This window comes from Achromobacter pulmonis, from assembly GCF_021733725.1.
GTDB lineage: Bacteria > Pseudomonadota > Gammaproteobacteria > Burkholderiales > Burkholderiaceae_B > Achromobacter > Achromobacter pulmonis.
In genome coordinates this window covers 563,993-580,420 of record NZ_JAIFOT010000001.1, presented here as the reverse complement: position 1 = coordinate 580,420, position 16,428 = coordinate 563,993, and the positions used below count along the sequence as shown (strand labels likewise).

The window sequence follows — 16,428 nt, the reverse complement described above, 5'->3', positions numbered from 1 at the left end:
CGAGGCGGCCCGGCCCCGCGCCCCGGCTTACTTCGGCGTTTTCCAGGCGTTCCAGAAGAACGGCCACGGCGCCGGCTTGACGCCTTGCAGCGACGGCGAACGGGCGGCCTGGGCGTTGAAGTCGCCGACCTTCACGAACGGCACTTCGTCATACACGGCCTGCTGCACGTCAGCCCAGCGCTTGACGCGTTCTTCCTGCGTGCGGGCCTGGTTGAAGGCGTCCATCACTTGCGCGCGGCGCGGCGTGTCCCACCAGCCCGGCGCATCCTTGGACGGAAAGTCGATCAACGCGGGCTCGGGCAGGAACACGCTGTGGGTGATGAAGATGTCCCACACGGCCGGGTCCTGGCGACGCTGCGTCAGCGTGGCCCAGTCCACCACCTGCATGTCGACGGTGAAGCCGGCGGCCTTGAGGTATTCCGCCGCCACCAGCGCCATCTTGTAATGGAATTCGTATTGCTGGCTGGTCAGGATGCGCACCTTCTTGTCGGCCACGTTGGCGCTGTCGAGCAGTTTCCTGGCCGCCGCGGCATCCCCCTTGTTGTAGACCTTGCCGCCCAGCGACGTGGCCCACGGATAGCCTTCCGGATAGAGGTCGCCATTGAGCTTGTAGAAGTCCTTGTTGCCGAAGGCGGCGTACAGCATGTCTTCTTCGTTCAGGGCCAGTTGCACCGCCTGGCGCACCGCCAGGTTGGACATGATGCCCTGCTTGGTGTTGAGCACCAGGCGCGGCCAGCCGAACGGCTTGAGCATGATCGGGTCGGAGCGGCCGCCCTTGAGCTTGTCCAGCGCTTCCACCGGCAGCGAATCGACGTAGTCGAACTGGCCCGCGGCGGCGGCTTCGGACCGGGTGTTGGCGTTGGCCACCGGCACGAAACGGATCTCGTCCAGGTATTGCTTGCGTGCGCCGCCGTAGCCGTCGGGCTCGCCTGCGCGCTGCTTGTAGCCTTCGAAGCGGGTCAGCTGGATGTACTGGTCCGGCACGCGCGCCTTGAGCTGGTAGGGGCCGGTGCCGACGATCTCGGTCAGGACCGGGGCGATCTTGCCCTTGGGCATGATCACGGCGGCGGCATTGTTCATGGCCAGCAGTGCGGTCAATGGCGCGTAGGGCTGCTTGAGGGTGATGCGGATGGTGTTGGCGTCGGGCGCTTCGATGCTGGCGATGACCTTGGCGGCCATCTTGCCGCGCGTGGCGGTCTCGGTCCAGCGCTTGAGCGAGGCCTGCACGTCCGACGAATCCATCTTGGAACCGTCATGGAAGGTGATGCCCTGGCGCAGGGCGATGGTGTAGACCAGGCCGTCCGGCGTCACCTCGGGCATCTTGTCGGCCAGCAGCGGCGTCAGGTTCCACTTGGCGTCGAAGGTGTACAGCGTTTCGAAGAAGTGCTGCGTCAGGATACCGACCAGATCGGCGGTGCTGCTCATCGGATCGAGGGTGGGCGGCTCGCCGATGGTGGCCACCGAAATCGTGCCTCCCTTGACCGGCGTGGCACAGAGGGCGGGGGACGACAATGCGGTCAAGCCAATCGCGCCGGCCACGAGCAGGCTTTTCAGCCCGCCGCCTTGCCGGGAGGTACGGAAGTTCATGATTCTCTCTCCAGAGGGTCAAAAACAGGGTGTCGCGTGATTCGGTGAATGCGGGTAAGGCGCCGGAGGCCCGAGTACTTTCTTGCCCCCCCGGGCGTGAGGCTTGTCGGTATTGCAACGGACCGCGCGGCAGGCCGCGCCGCCGGAATCAGAAGAAGGTGTCGGCCACGTCGATGACGCGGTACTGCTCGTCCACCAGCAGGACCTGGCGCCACTTGTCGAACGTCAGGCAGGGGTGGGAGATGTCGAAGGCGATCATGTCGCCGACCTGGATGTCGTCGGCGTCGCCGATCTGCATGAAGGCGTGCTGGTCCATCATGGCGGTCAGCTTCCAGTGCGCCGGCGCGGCGCCGGGCGCGCGTTGCCCGGGGCGGAAATGCAGCGACGGCACCGGCAGGCCGGCGTCGAAGGCGGCATCGCGTTTGCCCAGGGCCACGATGGCGCGGCCGGATTCGGGCAGCGACTGCACATAAGCCCAGACCTGCAGGGCCGGCTGCAGGCCCGGTTCCATGTCGTGGGCCACCGGATTGTGGGCGTTGATGCGTTCGGCCGCGGTGCGGTACACGCCGACGTCGTGCGACAGGTAGCAGCCCGGGCGCAGCACGATTTCCAGCGGCGCGCCGATGTCCAGTTGCGAGAATTCCTCGGCCACCACGTCGAACCAGGCCGAACCGGCGCCGGAGATCAGGGCGGGGCCGTTCTTGCGCAGGCGGCCGGCCGTCGCCAGGCGGCGCAGCGCGTCGGTGGCGCGGCGCAGGAAGGCGCGGATCGCGCTTTCCTCCTGCAGCACGCCTTCGTAGACCTCGATGCCTGCCAGCGCCAGGCTGGGCCAGCGGCCGATTTCCTCGACCACGGCGTGCAATTGCGCGTCGTCGCGCACCCCGGTGCGGCCGCCGGCCGGGCCCAGTTCGATCAGTACCGGCAGCACCAGGCCCTGCTCGCCGAAGTAGCGGCCCAACTGGGCGGCATTGGCGGCCGAGTCGACGATACAGAAATAGGTGAACGCCGGGTCGCGCAGCAACGTGGCGATCAGCGCCATGTTGGCGCGGCCGACCAACTGGTTGGCCATCAGCACCCGGCGGATGCCGTGGTGGTAGGCCGCCACCACCTGCGGCGCGGTCGCCAGGGTGATGCCCCAGGCGCCGTTGTCGATCTGGCGCTGGAACAGCGCCGGGCTCATGGTGGTCTTGCCGTGCGGCGCCAGCTTGACGCGGTAGGCTTCCATGAAACGCTGCATCCATTGCAGGTTGTGGCGCACACGCGCCTCGTACAGCACGGCCGCCGGCAGGCTGACGTCCTCGGTCAGCAGATTCCAGTTCAGCGCGGCCACGTCGGCGTTGGTACAGGCGGCGGGAAAGGCGCCCAGGCCTTTGCCGTTGGCATCCAGGAGGGCTGCGGTGGTCGAGGAGTGGGGCATGGCGGCGGTTCGTTTTTGGAAAATATTTACGGTAAATCCGTTTTTTTTTTATTATCCTGAAAGAAATTTACAAGCGGGAGTTGGGAGTTACCCGTAGTCGCTGCCGGCCGCGGGTTGGCGCGACAATAGGAAACCGCGCGGCGCAGCCCGTCCGTCGCCCCACACACAAGGAAGATTCATGCTGAAAGTTGCTTTGGGCCAGTTCGCCGTCAGCCGCGTCTGGGAAGAAAACGCCCAGGTCTGTGTCGACCTCATGGCGCGCGCCAGCGCGGGGGGCGCGGGCCTGCTGGTGTTGCCCGAGGGCATCCTGGCGCGCGACATCACCGATCCCCAGATCGTGCTGAAGGCCGCGCAGCCGCTGGACGGCCCTTTCATGACGCGTCTGCTCGAGGCCAGCCGGGGCTCGTCGCTGGCCACCATGATGTGCGTGCACGTGCCGGCCGGCGACGGCCGGGTCTGGAACACCCTGGTCACGTTGCAGGATGGCCGCATTGTGTCCCAGTACCGCAAACTGCACCTGTACGACGCCTTCACCATGAAGGAATCGACCAACGTCACGCCCGGCAACGACATCCCGCCGCTACTGGAGATCGGTGGCCTGAAGGTCGGCCTGATGACCTGCTACGACGTGCGTTTCCCCGAGCTGGCCCGGCGCCTGGCGCTGGACGGGGCCGATCTGCTGGCGTTGCCGGCGGCCTGGGTGCGTGGCCCGTTGAAGGAAAGGCACTGGGAAGTGCTGGTGACGGCGCGCGCGCTGGAAAACACATGCTACGTCGCCGCCACCGGCGAGTGCGGCGAACGCAATATCGGTTGCAGCATGGTGGTCGATCCGTTGGGCGTGGTCACGGCGCAGGCCGGCGAGGCGCCGGCGCTGGTGTTCGCCGACATCGACCCTGAGCGCCTGGCGCATGCCCGCAAGGTGTTGCCGGTGCTGGCCAACCGCCGTTTTTCCAGGCCGGAACTGGCCTGAGGCGCGGGTTGCGCCCCGGCCCGCCGGGCGGGGCGCGGACGCCCGTTGCCAGCCGGGGCCGCGGGCGCGAAGGGCGGCCGGACATGTTGTAATACTGGCTTGATTTCCTCGCCGTCTTCCCTCATCTGCTGCCAATGAGCAATGATCTCTTCGCGGCCGATCCCGCCCATCGGCCTTACGTGCCCCTGGCCGAGCGCCTGCGTCCGCGCACGCTGGCCGACGTGGTCGGCCAGTCGCACCTGCTGGGACCGGACAAGCCGCTGCGCGTGGCGTTCGAGTCGGGCCGCCCGCATTCCATGATCTTCTGGGGGCCGCCGGGCGTGGGCAAGACCACGCTGGCGCGCCTCATGGCCGACGGCTTCGATGCCCAGTTCATCGCTATTTCCGCCGTCCTGGGCGGCGTCAAGGACATCCGCGATGCCGTCACCGTGGCGCAGGTGGCGCAGGGGCAGGGCCGCCGCACCATCCTGTTCGTCGACGAGGTGCATCGCTTCAACAAGGCGCAGCAGGACGCCTTCCTGCCCTACGTCGAAAGCGGGCTGTTCACCTTCATCGGCGCCACCACCGAGAACCCGTCGTTCGAGGTCAATTCGGCGCTATTGTCGCGCGCCCGGGTCTACGTGCTGCAATCGCTCACGCCCGAGGAACTGCAGCAACTGGTCGACCGCGCCATCGCGGCGTTCAACGACGGCCACGAAGAGGGCGCGCGCATCCACATCGACGCCGACGCGCGCGAACAACTGGCGGCCTGGGCCGATGGCGACGCGCGCCGCCTGATCAGCGCGGTCGAGGTGGTGGCCGAATCGGCCCAGGCCGCCGGCCGCGATACCGTGGACGCGGCCTGGCTCGAGATCTCGCTGTCGCAGAACCTGCGGCGTTTCGACAAGGGCGGCGACGCCTTCTACGACCAGATCAGCGCGTTGCACAAGTCGGTTCGCGGCTCCAACCCGGACGCTGCCCTGTACTGGTTCTGCCGCATGATCGACGGCGGCGCCGATCCCAAGTACCTGTCGCGCCGGCTGGTGCGCATGGCGGTCGAGGACATCGGCCTGGCCGACCCCCGCGCCACCGACCTGGCGGTCAACGGCGCCGACATTTACGAGCGGCTCGGTTCGCCCGAGGGCGAGCTGGCGCTGGCCCAGGCAGTGGTCTACATGGCCTGCGCGGCCAAGTCCAACGCCGTCTACAACGCCTACAACCAGGCGCGAAAGTTCGCCGCCGAACACGGCAGCGCGCCCGTGCCCATCCACTTGCGCAACGCGCCCACCAAGTTGATGAAGCAACTGGGGCACGGCAAGGCCTACCGCTATGCCCACGATGAGCCGCATGGCTACGCCGCGGACGAGCAATATTTCCCCGATGGACTCAAGCCTTCCTTCTACCGGCCGACCGATCGCGGCCTGGAGGCTAAAATCCAGCAGAAGCTGGCATTCCTGCGCGAGCTGGACGCGCAGGAACGTGCCAAGAAACGGTAACGGGCGCCGCCCGTTGCTCCCCGCAATCTCACCGATATCACCATGCTAGACCCGATACTGCTGCGCAAAGACCTGCAAACCGTCGTCGACCGCCTCAAAAGCCGTGGCGTGTCCTTCGACACGGAACGGTTCAACGAGCTGGAGTCTCGCCGCAAGGCGGTCCAGACCGAAACCGAATCCCTGCAAGCCCGCCGCAACGCGCTGGCCAAGCAGATCGGTCAACTCAAGGCCAAGGGCGAGGACGCCAGCGCCGTCATGGCCGAATCGCAGGCCGTGCCCGAGCGCCTGAAGCAACTGGAAGAAGAGCTGGCCGCCCTGCAGCAGCCGCTCAACGAACTGCTGATGTCGGTGCCGAATCTGCCGCACGCCAGCGTGCCGCTGGGCGAATCCGCCGACGACAACGTCGAAGTGCGCCGCTGGCTGCCCGCCGTGGCCGGCGCCGACGGCAACCCGCCGCCGCTGCCGTTCGAGGCCCGCGACCACGTCGCCTTGGGCGAACCGCTGGGCCTGGATTTCGACACGGCCGCCAAGCTGTCGGGCGCGCGCTTCTCGTTCATGCGCGGCCCCATTGCCCGCCTGCACCGCGCGCTGGCGCAGTTCATGCTGGACCTGCAGACCGGCACGCATGGCTACACCGAGTGCTACACCCCGTATATCGTCAATGCCTCGACGCTCTACGGCACCGGCCAATTGCCCAAGTTCAAGGACGACATGTTCGCCGTCTCCAAGGGCGGCGGCGATGACGATCCCAAGCTCGACGAGCACGGCAAGCCGTTCGTGCGCGAAGACCAGTACCTGATCTCCACCTCGGAAATCACGCTGACCAGCGTGGCCCGCGACACCATCCAGGCCGCCGCCGACCTGCCGCTCAAGCTCACCGCGCACACGCCGTGCTTCCGTTCCGAAGCCGGCAGCGGTGGGCGCGATACGCGCGGCATGATTCGCCAGCATCAGTTCGACAAGGTCGAAATGGTGCAGATCACGCAGCCCGACCAATCCTACGAGGCCCTGGAAGACATGGTCGGCCACGCCGAGCGCGTGCTGCAGTTGCTGCAGCTGCCGTACCGCGTGGTGTTGCTGTGCACCGGCGACATGGGCTTTGGCTCGGCCAAGACCTACGATCTGGAGGTCTGGCTGCCGGCGCAGAACACCTGGCGTGAGATCTCGTCGGTGTCCAACTGCGAAACCTTCCAGGCCCGCCGCATGCAGGCGCGTTTCCGTAACGCCCAGGGCAAGCCGGAATACGTGCACACGCTGAACGGTTCCGGCCTGGCCGTGGGCCGCGCGCTGGTGGCCGTACTGGAAAACCATCAGCAGGCCGATGGCAGCATCCTGGTGCCCGAAGCGCTGCGCCCCTACATGGGCGGCCTGACCGTCTTGAAACCCTGACGCCTGGCGGCGTTCGGCAATGAAAAACGGAGCCCGCGGGCTCCGTTTTTCATACATCGTCCGGTCTGGGCACGCTGCTTGCTGATCGCGCAAGTCCGTCATACGGCGGATGGGGCGGCACGCCCGGCTTATTTATGATCGAGACATAATTCTGTCGTCTGCCCGCATTATCTTGACGACGTGAGTGCTTGATTTTGATGTGAGCAATTGTGTATTTTCAATAAAAGGGCCGGATAGTTCGGCACAATACGCCTGCGTTCTACACGCTTCATTCACTTATATAACAAGGAGTTGTCCATGACTTCAAGAATGATTGGAGATTTTCGTGTGAGATGCTCTGTGGCTCAGGACGATGAACAGGGCTTCCGCGTGCAAATATGGACCCGCCGGGTTGGCGGAACCGCACCGGAAAAATGCTGGACCGTGCCCGGACAGGCGCCGTTCACCAGCTTGCATGAAGCGGAACAGGAAAGCCGTCAATTGTTTGAAGAAATAAATGGTGTTCGTTTCAACGGTGAACCGGAGTTTGCGCATGCGTCCGCATAATGGTTGGTGGCGGGCGTCGAGTGCTCCCCGCCGCTGGATTGATCTGGTCCAGGAATCGTCGCGTTGGGCTGCGGGTAAACCCGTCCCGGCGCCGCAGCAGCCGCCCGCCGTTGCGACGGAAAAATCCGTCCAGGGCCCCGCGGCCTGATTCGTTTTCAACGGGGTACCGGAACTTGCCCCGCAGAAAAAAAGGCCACTCCCAGGAGTGGCCTTCGTTTTTTCGAGGGGTAGTGGCGCCGGCGCGGCTCAGCGGTGCCAGCCGCCACGGCCGTGGTGGTAACCGCGGTCCGGACCGCGCCAGTGGCCACGATTGCCCCAATATCCGCCGCCGCGGATATATACCGGCGCCGGATACACCACCGGAGGCGCCACGTAGACGGGAGCCGGGCGGTAGTAGACCGGGGGCGGGGGCGCGTAGACCGGGGCCGGCGCCACATAGACGGGCGCGGGCGCCGCATAGACCGGCGCCGGGTACACCACGCCGGGCAGGCCGATGGAGATACCGACATCCACCCGGGCCAGCGCGACGCTGGAGAGCAGCAGACCCGCGACACCCGCTCCTGCGATGAGCCATTTTTTCATTTTGCACCTGCCTGCCGCGTGACGCGGCCAAGTTGAGTATTCGTTGACGCTATTTTCGGTCTTTTCGGCAGGGCAGGCGTAAGCGGGGGCCGTCCAATAGCGACAATCCGCAACGGTCGCGCAGCCGGGCGTCGATACCATGCTGCGGCGCCGCAACCTGAATTCCACCCTGGCGTCCCCCATACTGAAATCGACTGAAATAGGGTGCGATGGCATGGCGTGGGGACGCAGGGTTACAGCTGGTCACCATCACGCCGCCCGATTTCTCTGTCAGCCATACCGGTACGCCTGCGCCAGGCGCGAGGCTGGGACGGCCATGGCCGCCCCGTTTACCTAAGTCTCGTCCGGCTGCTGGCAGCGGAATTCGACCACCCATACCCAGGGGTTGGCGGCCCACGCATGCGCGCCGTAGCGTTCGCACCAGGTCAAGGCAAACGCGGTCTGCAAGGGCACGCCGGGCAGCAGCGCGGAGGCATGGTAGAGCGCCTGCGTACCCTCGGCGCGGGCATCGGCCTCGGACAGCTTCTGCAGCCGCTGGATGCGCACCCCGACGATGACCGCCGTGGCGAAAGGCTGGCCGTTTTCATCCTCAAGCACGATGCTTTCACCCGATTTTCCGTATGGGCAACTGATCCAGGGGGAGGTTTTGCGCAATTCACCGGCGCCGTCCTGGGCCGGCCCCATGGCCACCCATTTGCCGGAATCGGCCGCGTCGGCGTACCAGGCGGTGGTCGCCTTGGTGGGTTGAGGCTTGACGATACGCCGCGTCTGCACTTTTCGGCCATCCAGGATGGCTTGCTTGAGCGGCTCGCTGAATTGGAGTGCTTGCCTTTTCATGGCGGTGTTATTCCCCTCACGTTCGACCCTTGCATCCCTATGGTGTTGCGGCCGGGTCGACGCGTGCCAACATGTGGCGGGCTACTGGAAGCTCCCAAGAAACAGTATGACGTGTGACTCCCGTCATGTCAGGCTAAGGGTTACCAGTGTGTCTTTTTGAATACGGCGCGGCGTTGTTTGTATACTCGGAACATGAATACTGACCTGCACGATCTCAAGCCCGGCTACTACTGGTACACCATGGCCAATGACCCGCTGGCCGTCATCCATATCCACGACGACGGCGGCGCCACCTTGATGGGCACCGACTATCGCCTGAGCGCCGAAGGCGTGGCGGACATGATCCGCCAAGGCGAGCGTTTCTTCTGGATCGAACCGCCCCAGCAAGCCTGATCTGGCGCTGCCGGGGCCCGAGACGCCGCCGGCCCGCGCCCGAGGAAGCCCATGACCGACCTGTTGTTGAACAACGTTCGTCTGCCCGACGGCGAGGTGGCCGACGTGCTGATCTCCCGTGGCCGCATCGAGCGCATCGGTCCTGGCCTGGGCGCGCCCGCCGGCGTGGCGCGCGAGGCGGGTGACGGGGCGCTGCTGCTGCCCGGCCTGGTGGAAGGGCATACCCATCTTGACAAAACCACCTGGGATTCCCCTTGGTACGTGAACCAGGTGGGTCCGGCGCTGACCGACCGGATCAATAACGAGCGCGCCTGGCGCGCCGCCAGCGGCCATGACGCAGCCGCGCATGCACGCGCGCTGGCGCTGGCTTTCCTGCGTGAAGGCACGACGCGCATCCGCAGCCATGTCGATATCGATACCGAGGCTGGCCTGCGCCATCTCGAAGGCGTGCACCGCACGCGCGAGGCCCTGGCTGGCCTGGTCGAGATTCAGACGGTGGCGTTCCCGCAGTCGGGCCTGCTGGTGCGGCCGGGCACCGCCGCGCTGCTGGACCAGGCGTTGGCGCAGGGCGCGGATGTGCTGGGCGGGCTCGATCCCTGTGCCATCGACCGCGACCCGGCGCAATCGCTGGACCTGCTGTTCGGCCTGGCCGACAAGCACGGCAAACCCATCGATATCCATCTGCACGAACCGGGCGAACTGGGCGCGTTTTCACTCGACCTGATCCTGGATCGGGTTCAGGCCTTGGGCATGCGCGGCCGTGTCGTCGTCAGCCACGCCTTCTGCCTGGGCGGCGTGGATGCCAAACGGCTGGATGGGCTGCTGCAGCGCCTGGCCGCGCTGGACGTGGCGCTGCTGACCACCGCGCCGCCGTCGCGGCCGGTGCCGCCGTTGCGGGCCTGTCGCGAGGCCGGCGTGACGCTGTTCGGCGGCAACGATGGCATCCGCGACACCTGGACCCCGTACGGCAGTCCCGACATGCTGGCGCGCGCCATGATGATCGGCTTGCGCAATGACTTGCGGCGTGATGACGAAATCGGTTGGGTCTTCGACTGCGTCACGACCGCCGCGGCCCGTGCCTGTGGTTTCGCGGATTATGGGCTGGCGCCCGGTGCCCGCGCCGATCTGGTGCTGGTGGCGGCCAGCGGCGTGGCCGAGGCCGTGGCGCAGCGCGCACCGCGCCGCCTGGTGATCTCCGGCGGCACGCGGGTGGCGCGCGAGGGCCGTCTGCTGGGCAACCTGGCCGAGCCTGCGGCGCCGGGGGCGTCAGCGGAACGGCCGGCGTAGCCGGGACCGACGGCGTCGCCATCGCTGGCGCCGCCGTCAGCGCGCCGCGGTGTCGCTTTCCGCCAGCGCCACGAACACCCGCATCAACTCCGAGCGCACGCCCGAGCGCGGCCAGATCGCGCCCACCGTGCGCACCGGGCATGGCGCCGGCAGCGGCCAGCGCTTGACCGGCGCCGAGACCCCGGTGGTGGCCCAGTCAGGCAGCAGCGCAACCCCCAGCCCTTCCGAGACCAGCTTGGCGATCGAGTCGATGCCGTCCAGCTCGAAGCGCACTTGCGGCCGCAGGTCTCGGGCGCGCAGGTAATCATCGGCCATGCGGCCGCCCACCACGCTGCGGTCGTAGCGGATGTAGGGTTCGCGCCTGATCACCGCCAACGGGTCGCGCACGATCATGTCTGCCGGGGTCACCAGGACCAGCGGCTCGCGCCGCAGATCGCGCCAGACACAGGATTTGGGAATCGCGAACAGCGGATGCACCAGCAGCGCGCCGTCCAGTTCTCCCGCCAGCACCTTGCCGTAGAGCAGGGTGGTGGGCGCCGGCTCGATATAGATCTCGATGTGGGGATGGCGCGCCGCCCACGCGCGCAGCACCGGCGGCATGATGCCGGTCAGCGCGGTGGGCGTGGCGCCCAGGCGCAGCGGGCCGGCGGGCAGGTCGGACTCGGTGGCGGCCGAGCGCAGATCGCGCAGGTCGCGCAGCAGGTTGCGGGCCCGTTCCAGGATGCGGGTGCCGGCGGCGGTAGGCTTGACCGTGCGGCCCGAGCGGGCGATCAGCGCGCTGCCCATGTCCGCCTCCAGCGCGCGCAGCCGCTGCTGCACGGTCGCCGGCGTCAATCCCTGGTGGCGCGCGGCCTGCGCGATGGAGCCCAGTTCCACCACATGCACATAGGTCTGCAGAAATCTCGAATCCATGTCGCGACACTCAAAAGATGTTTTTTACATATTCTAAATATGGTTAAGCATAATTGTTTGTTTCTTTAGGGCCAGCAAGAATGCGTCTGAGCGTTGCGCCGGCGCAAGGCGCGCCGGCAGCGCAACGCGCACTATTCCCGTTATCAGGAGCCAGCCGTGCCCATCATTGAATCCATCGACGTTTGCGCCGCCGCGGTGCCCTTGGACAAGGTCACTTCGTTTTCGAACCGTACCGTCTCCACCCGCCACTACGGACTGGTGAAGGTCCGTAGCGCCGACGGCGTCGAAGGTATCGGTTTCTGCTACGTCGGCAGCGCCGGTGGCGCGATTTTTGAGGCGGCGGTGCAGAGCCTGCTGGCGCCGGTGCTGCTGGGCAAGGACTCGCACGCGGTCGAGGGACTGTGGCAGGCCATGTACCAGGAAGCCCTGCTGCAGGGACGCCAGGGCACGGTGATGCGCGCGCTCAGTGCGCTGGACATTGCGCTTTGGGACCTGAATGCCAAGACCGCCGGCCTGCCTTTGCACAAGTTCCTCGGCGCGGTCGAGCTGGAGTCGGTGCCGGCCTATGCCAGCGGCGGCTACTACCTGGACGGCAAGACGCCGCAGCACCTGGGCGAGGAAATGGCCAGCTATGTCGCCAAGGGCTTTTCCGCCGTCAAGATGAAGACCGGCCGCCTCTCGCCGCGTGAGGAGGAGGCGCGGCTGAAGGCGGCGCGCGAGGCCGTCGGGCCGGACGTCGAGCTGATGATGGACTGCAACAACGCCTGGCAGGACGTCACCCAGGCCATGCAGTACATCCGCCGCTTCGAACAGTACGAACCGTACTTCATCGAGGAGCCGTTCGGTCCTGACGACATCGACAGCCATGCCAAGCTGGCGCGCCTGACGCATTTGCCCATCGCCACCGCCGAGATCGGCTATGGCCGCTGGTATCACAAGGAGCTGCTGGACAAGGGCGCGGCCGGCATCCTGCAGACCGACGCCGCGGTGTGCGGCGGCATCACCGAATGGAAGCGCATTGCCGCCACCGCCGCCAGCTACGGCGTGGTGGTCTGCCCGCATTGGTTCCACGACGTGCACGCGCCGCTGGTGGCCGCCACGCCCAATGCGCGCTATGTTGAGTTTTTCTGGGACGACCAGGTGCTGAATTTCCGCAGGCTGGTGGACCGCCAGTTGACTCATAAGCAGGGCCGCGTGGTGTTGCACCAAGAGCCGGGTCTGGGATTCGGTTTCGATGAGCGCATGGTCGAGCGCTACGGCAGGTGGACCCGCCTCGGCCGCTGACAGGAGATCCTTCATGAGCAAACGTGCCGCTGACCGGCCCCAAGGCGTCTATTCCCCGGTCCTCACCCCCTTCAATGCGGACCTGTCGCCGAGCGTGCCGCGCTTCGTGGCGCATTGCCGCGCCCTGCTGGAACAGGGGGCCGGCCTGGCGATCTTCGGGACCAATTCCGAGGCGAATTCGCTCAGCGTGGCGGAAAAGCGCCAATTGCTGGACGCCTTGCTCGATGCCGGCCTGCCAGCCGCGCGCATGATGCCGGGCACCGGCGCCTGCGCGTTACCGGATGCGGTGGCGCTGACCCGCCATGCCGTCAGCGCCGGCTGCGGCGGCGTGCTCATGCTGCCGCCCTTCTACTACAAGGGGGTCAGCGACGAAGGCCTGTTCCGCGCCTATGCCCACGTGATCGAGCAGGTCGCCGACGAGCGTCTGCGCATCTACCTGTATCACATCCCGCCGGTGTCGGGCGTGCCCATCAGCCTGGGCCTGATCGAGCGGCTGCTGGGTGCGTTTCCGGGCATCATCGCCGGCATCAAGGACAGTTCCGGTGACTGGGACAACACCGCGGCCATGCTGCGCGACTTCCAGCCGCGCGGCTTCGACGTGTTTGCCGGCACCGAGACGGTGCTGCTGGAGACGATGCGGGCGGGCGGCGCGGGCTGCATCACCGCCACCGGCAACGTCAACGCCGCGCCCATCGTCGCCTTGTACCGTTCCTGGCGCGAGGCCGGCGCCGAGCAACGGCAGCGGGCCCTGAACGAAACCCGCGCCATCTTTCAGTCGTATCCGATGATTCCGGCCATGAAGGCCACGCTGGCACAGCGGCAGGGCGATCCGGTCTGGGCCACGGTGCGGCCGCCGCTGGTGGAACTGGGCGCCGCGCAGGCGGCGCAACTGGCCCAGCGGCTGGCGGTACCCGCGGCCTGAGCCGCATTGCAGGACCCCGCGCCGTGGTCCGGCCGCCAACCGGCGGCTGGACGGCGGACGCGGCAGGCTCAACAACAGTCACCGGGCACGAACCCGGTGCGCGAGGAGACAGATATGCAACGCAGGGATTTCATTGCCGGCGCCGCGGCGCTAGGGGCCGCGCTCGTCCTGCCATCGGCCCGGGCGCAGGATCTGCCGGCGGGGCCGGTCAAGATCGTGGTCGGCTTTCCGGCGGGGGGCGGCACGGATGTGCTGGCGCGCCTGCTGGGACAGAAGCTGGGTCTGCTATGGAACATGCCGGTCATCATCGAGAATCGCGCCGGCGCGGCCGGCATCATCGCCGCCGAGCAGGTGGCGCGCCAGCCGGGTGACGGCAACACCCTGCTGATGGCCCACATCAACAGCCACGGCATCGCGCCGGGCCTGCATCCCAAACTGGCTTACTCGGCAGAACGCGATTTCTCGCCCATCGCGCTGGTGGGCAAGACGCCGACGCTGCTGATCGGCGGCGCGGCGCAGCCGGCCAAGAGCCTTCCCGAGCTGGTGGCGCTGTGCCGCGCGCAGCCGGGCAAGATCATCTTCGGGTCGGCCGGCAGCGGCTCGGCGCAACACCTGGCGCTGGAAATCTTCAAGGCGCGCGCCGGTATCGATGTGCTGCACGTACCCTACAAGGGCTCGGCGCCGCTGATGAACGATCTGCTGGGCGGCCATGTACAGTACTGCTTCGAGGGCATGACCACGGCCACCCCCCTGATCCGGGCCGGCAAGGTGCTGGCGCTGGCGCAGACGCTGCGGCAGCGCTCCCCCAGTCATCCCGGCGTGCCGACGGTGGCCGAGCAGGGCTATCCGGGCTTCGAGGCCAGCATCTGGTTCGGCATGGTCGGCCCGGCCAACATGCCGGCCGACATGGTCGCGCGCATGAATCGGGACATCGACCGGGTGCTGGCCATGGCCGATGTGCAGGAAAAGCTGGCCCAGGTGGGCGCCGAAGACGGCGGCGGCAGCGCGCAGCGTTTCGCCGACTTCATGCGCGATGAGCAGCGCAAGTATGCCAAGACCATCCAGGACGCCGGCATCGTCGCGCAAGGGTGACGGCTCACCGCCAGGACGGGGCCATCACCCCGCGCCTTGCCGGTGGGGCCGCGCAAAGAAAAAGGCCAATCCCGAGGGATTGGCCTTTTTTGAATACTGGCGGAGAGGGTGGGATTCGAACCCACGGTACGGGGATACCGTACGCCTGATTTCGAGTCAGGTACATTCGACCACTCTGCCACCTCTCCGTGGCTGGATTCCGTAACGGCGAAATTCCTGGTCAAGCACCGGCAGGTTCTGGCCTGTCGAGGTTTTTCCGGGTTTCCCGCAATCAGATCCCTGGTCGGAAGAATCTGCGTTGTCGGAGCAGCGAAGCCCGCAATTCTACAGCAAAAAAAAGTTTTGTGTAAAGCCCTTCGATATCGAACGCTTCAGCGGGTTTCATCTGCTTCCCAGGCAAGTCATCCTTGCTCAGAATCGGATTGTTCCGATCCGCCCGTTCCGCGCCGATGAACCTGATCCTGATCCTGTTGCTGGCCGCCGTGCTGTGCGTGCCGCTGACCCAGCGGCTGGGCCTGGGTGCCATTCCGGGCTACCTGCTGGCCGGCGTGCTGGTGGGGCCCTCGGGCCTGAAGCTGGTGACGGACGTTCCCGACATGGTCAATGTGTCGCAGTGGGGCGTGGTGATGATGTTGTTCATCATCGGCCTGGAACTGGCGCCCAAGCGCCTGTGGGCGATGCGCCACGAGGTGTTCACGCTGGGGGCCGCGCAGATGCTGGCTTGCGGCCTGCTGCTGGGCGTGGTGTTCGGGGCCGCCTTGCGTCACATGGCGGGCATGGCGTGGCAGGCGGCGGTGTTGTGCGGCCTGTCGCTGGCGCTGTCATCGACGGCGGTCGCCTTGCGGCTGCTGGAGGAACGCGGCCTGACGCGCACGCCGATGGGGCGCTCGGCGCTGGGGGTGCTGCTGTTCCAGGATATGGCGGCGATCCCGATGCTGGTGGCGGCGGGCCTGCTGGGATCGGGCGGCACCTCGGCCCCCTCTTTCAAAGAGGCATTGATCGCGGTGGCGGTGGTGGCCGCGGCCTATCGGCTGCGTCTGCTGGGCTGGGCCGCCAAGGCCAAGTTGAAGGAACTGTTCACCGCGGCGGCATTGCTGCTGGTCGTGGGCACGGCGCAGTTGTTCGATTACGCGGGCCTGTCGGCTGGCCTGGGCGGTTTCCTGGTCGGTGTGTTGATGGCCGAATCGCGCTATCGCCATGAACTGGAAAACGCGATCGAGCCCTTCAAGGGCCTGTTGCTCGGCCTGTTCTTCGTGGCCATCGGCATGTCCATGAACCTGCACGTGGTGGCGGAACACTGGAAGTTCATCGGCGCGGGGGTGGCCGCGCTGCTGGCGGTCAAGGCGCTCGTGCTGTACGGTTTTGCGCGCCTGCTGGGCTTGCCGCGCTATCACCGGCTGTTGTTCGCCATGGTGCTGGCGCAGGGGGGCGAATTCAGCTTCGCGATCTTCAACGAAGCCTGGGATAACCACTTGGTGGATCTTGGGCAGCGCGATGTGCTGGCCGTGGTGGTGGCGGTGTCGATGGGGGTGGTGCCGATCCTGATCAAGCTGCTCGAACGTATTCCGGAACGCCTGGGGGGCATGGCGGACTTGCCGACCGATCCGCGTGCCGCGCGCGCGGACCCGGATTCGTCCGATTCCACCTTGCCGGAGGCGCCCATTTCCCGCGTCGGCCCGCCGCCGCCGCCGCCCCGCGCTTGACCCCGCAGGGCGTGGGGGCATGGCATGATGGG

At 66.8% G+C, this 16,428-nt stretch carries 15 protein-coding genes and 1 tRNA gene; 10 read left to right on the top strand and 6 right to left on the bottom strand.

Annotation, left to right across the window (positions count from 1 at the left end; all coding sequences use genetic code 11):
• Nucleotides 1-27: 27 nt before the first annotated feature.
• Nucleotides 28-1,587, bottom strand: coding sequence for an ABC transporter substrate-binding protein (locus K2W61_RS02645; protein WP_175131322.1), 1,560 nt, complete (start codon nucleotides 1,585-1,587; stop codon nucleotides 28-30).
• A 148-nt stretch (nucleotides 1,588-1,735) separates the two neighbouring features.
• Nucleotides 1,736-3,004 (bottom strand): amino acid deaminase, encoded by a 1,269-nt coding sequence (locus K2W61_RS02640; RefSeq protein ID WP_236755025.1) that lies wholly within the window; start codon nucleotides 3,002-3,004, stop codon nucleotides 1,736-1,738.
• Nucleotides 3,005-3,182: 178 nt separating this feature from the next.
• On the opposite strand from K2W61_RS02640, the gene K2W61_RS02635 reads away from it, so the two are divergent.
• The 4 genes from K2W61_RS02635 to K2W61_RS02620 all read left to right on the top strand — a co-directional run bounded on the left by K2W61_RS02635 (nucleotide 3,183) and on the right by K2W61_RS02620 (nucleotide 7,384).
• A complete protein-coding gene (locus K2W61_RS02635) occupies nucleotides 3,183-3,974 on the top strand; it encodes a deaminated glutathione amidase (RefSeq protein ID WP_175140931.1) in 792 nt (263 codons plus the stop codon).
• A gap of 134 nt (nucleotides 3,975-4,108) precedes the next feature.
• Nucleotides 4,109-5,449, top strand: a complete 1,341-nt coding sequence (locus K2W61_RS02630; protein WP_026382308.1) for a replication-associated recombination protein A — start codon at nucleotides 4,109-4,111, stop codon at nucleotides 5,447-5,449.
• Between the two features lie 42 nt (nucleotides 5,450-5,491).
• Entirely contained in the window at nucleotides 5,492-6,838 is a 1,347-nt protein-coding gene (gene serS, locus K2W61_RS02625) for a serine--tRNA ligase (protein WP_236755024.1), read from the top strand.
• Between the two features lie 297 nt (nucleotides 6,839-7,135).
• Nucleotides 7,136-7,384, top strand: a complete 249-nt coding sequence (locus K2W61_RS02620; protein ID WP_175131326.1) for a hypothetical protein — start codon at nucleotides 7,136-7,138, stop codon at nucleotides 7,382-7,384.
• Nucleotides 7,385-7,630: 246 nt separating this feature from the next.
• On the opposite strand, the gene K2W61_RS02615 is transcribed toward K2W61_RS02620, so the two are convergent.
• Both K2W61_RS02615 and K2W61_RS02610 read right to left on the bottom strand, forming a co-directional pair.
• A complete protein-coding gene (locus tag K2W61_RS02615) occupies nucleotides 7,631-7,966 on the bottom strand; it encodes a virulence factor (protein ID WP_175131327.1) in 336 nt (111 codons plus the stop codon).
• A gap of 333 nt (nucleotides 7,967-8,299) precedes the next feature.
• A complete protein-coding gene (locus K2W61_RS02610; RefSeq protein ID WP_236755023.1) occupies nucleotides 8,300-8,803 on the bottom strand; it encodes an ASCH domain-containing protein in 504 nt (167 codons plus the stop codon).
• A gap of 192 nt (nucleotides 8,804-8,995) precedes the next feature.
• On the opposite strand from K2W61_RS02610, the gene K2W61_RS02605 reads away from it, so the two are divergent.
• Together K2W61_RS02605 and K2W61_RS02600 are read left to right on the top strand one after the other, a co-directional pair.
• The gene (locus K2W61_RS02605) at nucleotides 8,996-9,196 is read left to right on the top strand and encodes a hypothetical protein (RefSeq protein WP_175131103.1); all 201 of its coding nucleotides are present in this window, start codon (nucleotides 8,996-8,998) and stop codon (nucleotides 9,194-9,196) included.
• 51 nt (nucleotides 9,197-9,247) lie between these two features.
• On the top strand, nucleotides 9,248-10,483 hold the full coding sequence (locus K2W61_RS02600) for an amidohydrolase family protein (RefSeq protein ID WP_236755022.1): 1,236 nt from the start codon (nucleotides 9,248-9,250) through the stop codon (nucleotides 10,481-10,483).
• 36 nt (nucleotides 10,484-10,519) lie between these two features.
• Here K2W61_RS02600 and K2W61_RS02595 read toward each other — a convergent pair whose 3' ends face one another.
• Nucleotides 10,520-11,395 carry a LysR family transcriptional regulator gene (locus tag K2W61_RS02595; RefSeq protein WP_175131330.1) on the bottom strand — a complete coding sequence of 292 codons (876 nt, stop codon included), beginning with the start codon at nucleotides 11,393-11,395 and terminating at the stop codon, nucleotides 10,520-10,522.
• 156 nt (nucleotides 11,396-11,551) lie between these two features.
• Here K2W61_RS02595 and K2W61_RS02590 point away from each other — a divergent pair, with 156 nt between their 5' ends.
• From K2W61_RS02590 to K2W61_RS02580, 3 genes are all read left to right on the top strand, one after another.
• Nucleotides 11,552-12,679 carry a mandelate racemase/muconate lactonizing enzyme family protein gene (locus tag K2W61_RS02590; RefSeq protein WP_236755021.1) on the top strand — a complete coding sequence of 376 codons (1,128 nt, stop codon included), beginning with the start codon at nucleotides 11,552-11,554 and terminating at the stop codon, nucleotides 12,677-12,679.
• A 13-nt stretch (nucleotides 12,680-12,692) separates the two neighbouring features.
• Nucleotides 12,693-13,601, top strand: a complete 909-nt coding sequence (locus K2W61_RS02585) for a dihydrodipicolinate synthase family protein (protein WP_236755020.1) — start codon at nucleotides 12,693-12,695, stop codon at nucleotides 13,599-13,601.
• 114 nt (nucleotides 13,602-13,715) lie between these two features.
• A complete protein-coding gene (locus K2W61_RS02580) occupies nucleotides 13,716-14,693 on the top strand; it encodes a Bug family tripartite tricarboxylate transporter substrate binding protein (protein WP_175131333.1) in 978 nt (325 codons plus the stop codon).
• A gap of 97 nt (nucleotides 14,694-14,790) precedes the next feature.
• Here K2W61_RS02580 and K2W61_RS02575 read toward each other — a convergent pair.
• Nucleotides 14,791-14,881: transfer RNA gene (locus tag K2W61_RS02575), tRNA-Ser, on the bottom strand.
• 261 nt (nucleotides 14,882-15,142) lie between these two features.
• Between K2W61_RS02575 and K2W61_RS02570 the strand changes: the two genes are divergently transcribed.
• Complete coding sequence (locus K2W61_RS02570; protein WP_175131403.1) at nucleotides 15,143-16,396, top strand: cation:proton antiporter domain-containing protein; 1,254 nt, start codon at nucleotides 15,143-15,145, stop codon at nucleotides 16,394-16,396.
• Nucleotides 16,397-16,428: the final 32 nt, after the last annotated feature.

What these genes read in the sequence shown, in the direction of transcription:
- K2W61_RS02605 (WP_175131103.1), top strand. Translation starts at nt 8,996, where the DNA reads ATGAATACTGACCTGCACGATCTCAAGCCCGGCTACTACTGGTACACC.
- K2W61_RS02585 (WP_236755020.1), top strand. Translation starts at nt 12,693, where the DNA reads ATGAGCAAACGTGCCGCTGACCGGCCCCAAGGCGTCTATTCCCCGGTC.
- K2W61_RS02615 (WP_175131327.1), bottom strand. Translation starts at nt 7,966, where the DNA reads ATGAAAAAATGGCTCATCGCAGGAGCGGGTGTCGCGGGTCTGCTGCTC.
- K2W61_RS02620 (WP_175131326.1), top strand. Translation starts at nt 7,136, where the DNA reads ATGACTTCAAGAATGATTGGAGATTTTCGTGTGAGATGCTCTGTGGCT.
- K2W61_RS02630 (WP_026382308.1), top strand. Translation starts at nt 4,109, where the DNA reads ATGAGCAATGATCTCTTCGCGGCCGATCCCGCCCATCGGCCTTACGTG.
- K2W61_RS02595 (WP_175131330.1), bottom strand. Translation starts at nt 11,395, where the DNA reads ATGGATTCGAGATTTCTGCAGACCTATGTGCATGTGGTGGAACTGGGC.
- K2W61_RS02640 (WP_236755025.1), bottom strand. Translation starts at nt 3,004, where the DNA reads ATGCCCCACTCCTCGACCACCGCAGCCCTCCTGGATGCCAACGGCAAA.
- serS (WP_236755024.1), top strand. Translation starts at nt 5,492, where the DNA reads ATGCTAGACCCGATACTGCTGCGCAAAGACCTGCAAACCGTCGTCGAC.
- K2W61_RS02580 (WP_175131333.1), top strand. Translation starts at nt 13,716, where the DNA reads ATGCAACGCAGGGATTTCATTGCCGGCGCCGCGGCGCTAGGGGCCGCG.
- K2W61_RS02645 (WP_175131322.1), bottom strand. Translation starts at nt 1,587, where the DNA reads ATGAACTTCCGTACCTCCCGGCAAGGCGGCGGGCTGAAAAGCCTGCTC.
- K2W61_RS02635 (WP_175140931.1), top strand. Translation starts at nt 3,183, where the DNA reads ATGCTGAAAGTTGCTTTGGGCCAGTTCGCCGTCAGCCGCGTCTGGGAA.
- K2W61_RS02600 (WP_236755022.1), top strand. Translation starts at nt 9,248, where the DNA reads ATGACCGACCTGTTGTTGAACAACGTTCGTCTGCCCGACGGCGAGGTG.
- K2W61_RS02610 (WP_236755023.1), bottom strand. Translation starts at nt 8,803, where the DNA reads ATGAAAAGGCAAGCACTCCAATTCAGCGAGCCGCTCAAGCAAGCCATC.
- K2W61_RS02570 (WP_175131403.1), top strand. Translation starts at nt 15,143, where the DNA reads ATGAACCTGATCCTGATCCTGTTGCTGGCCGCCGTGCTGTGCGTGCCG.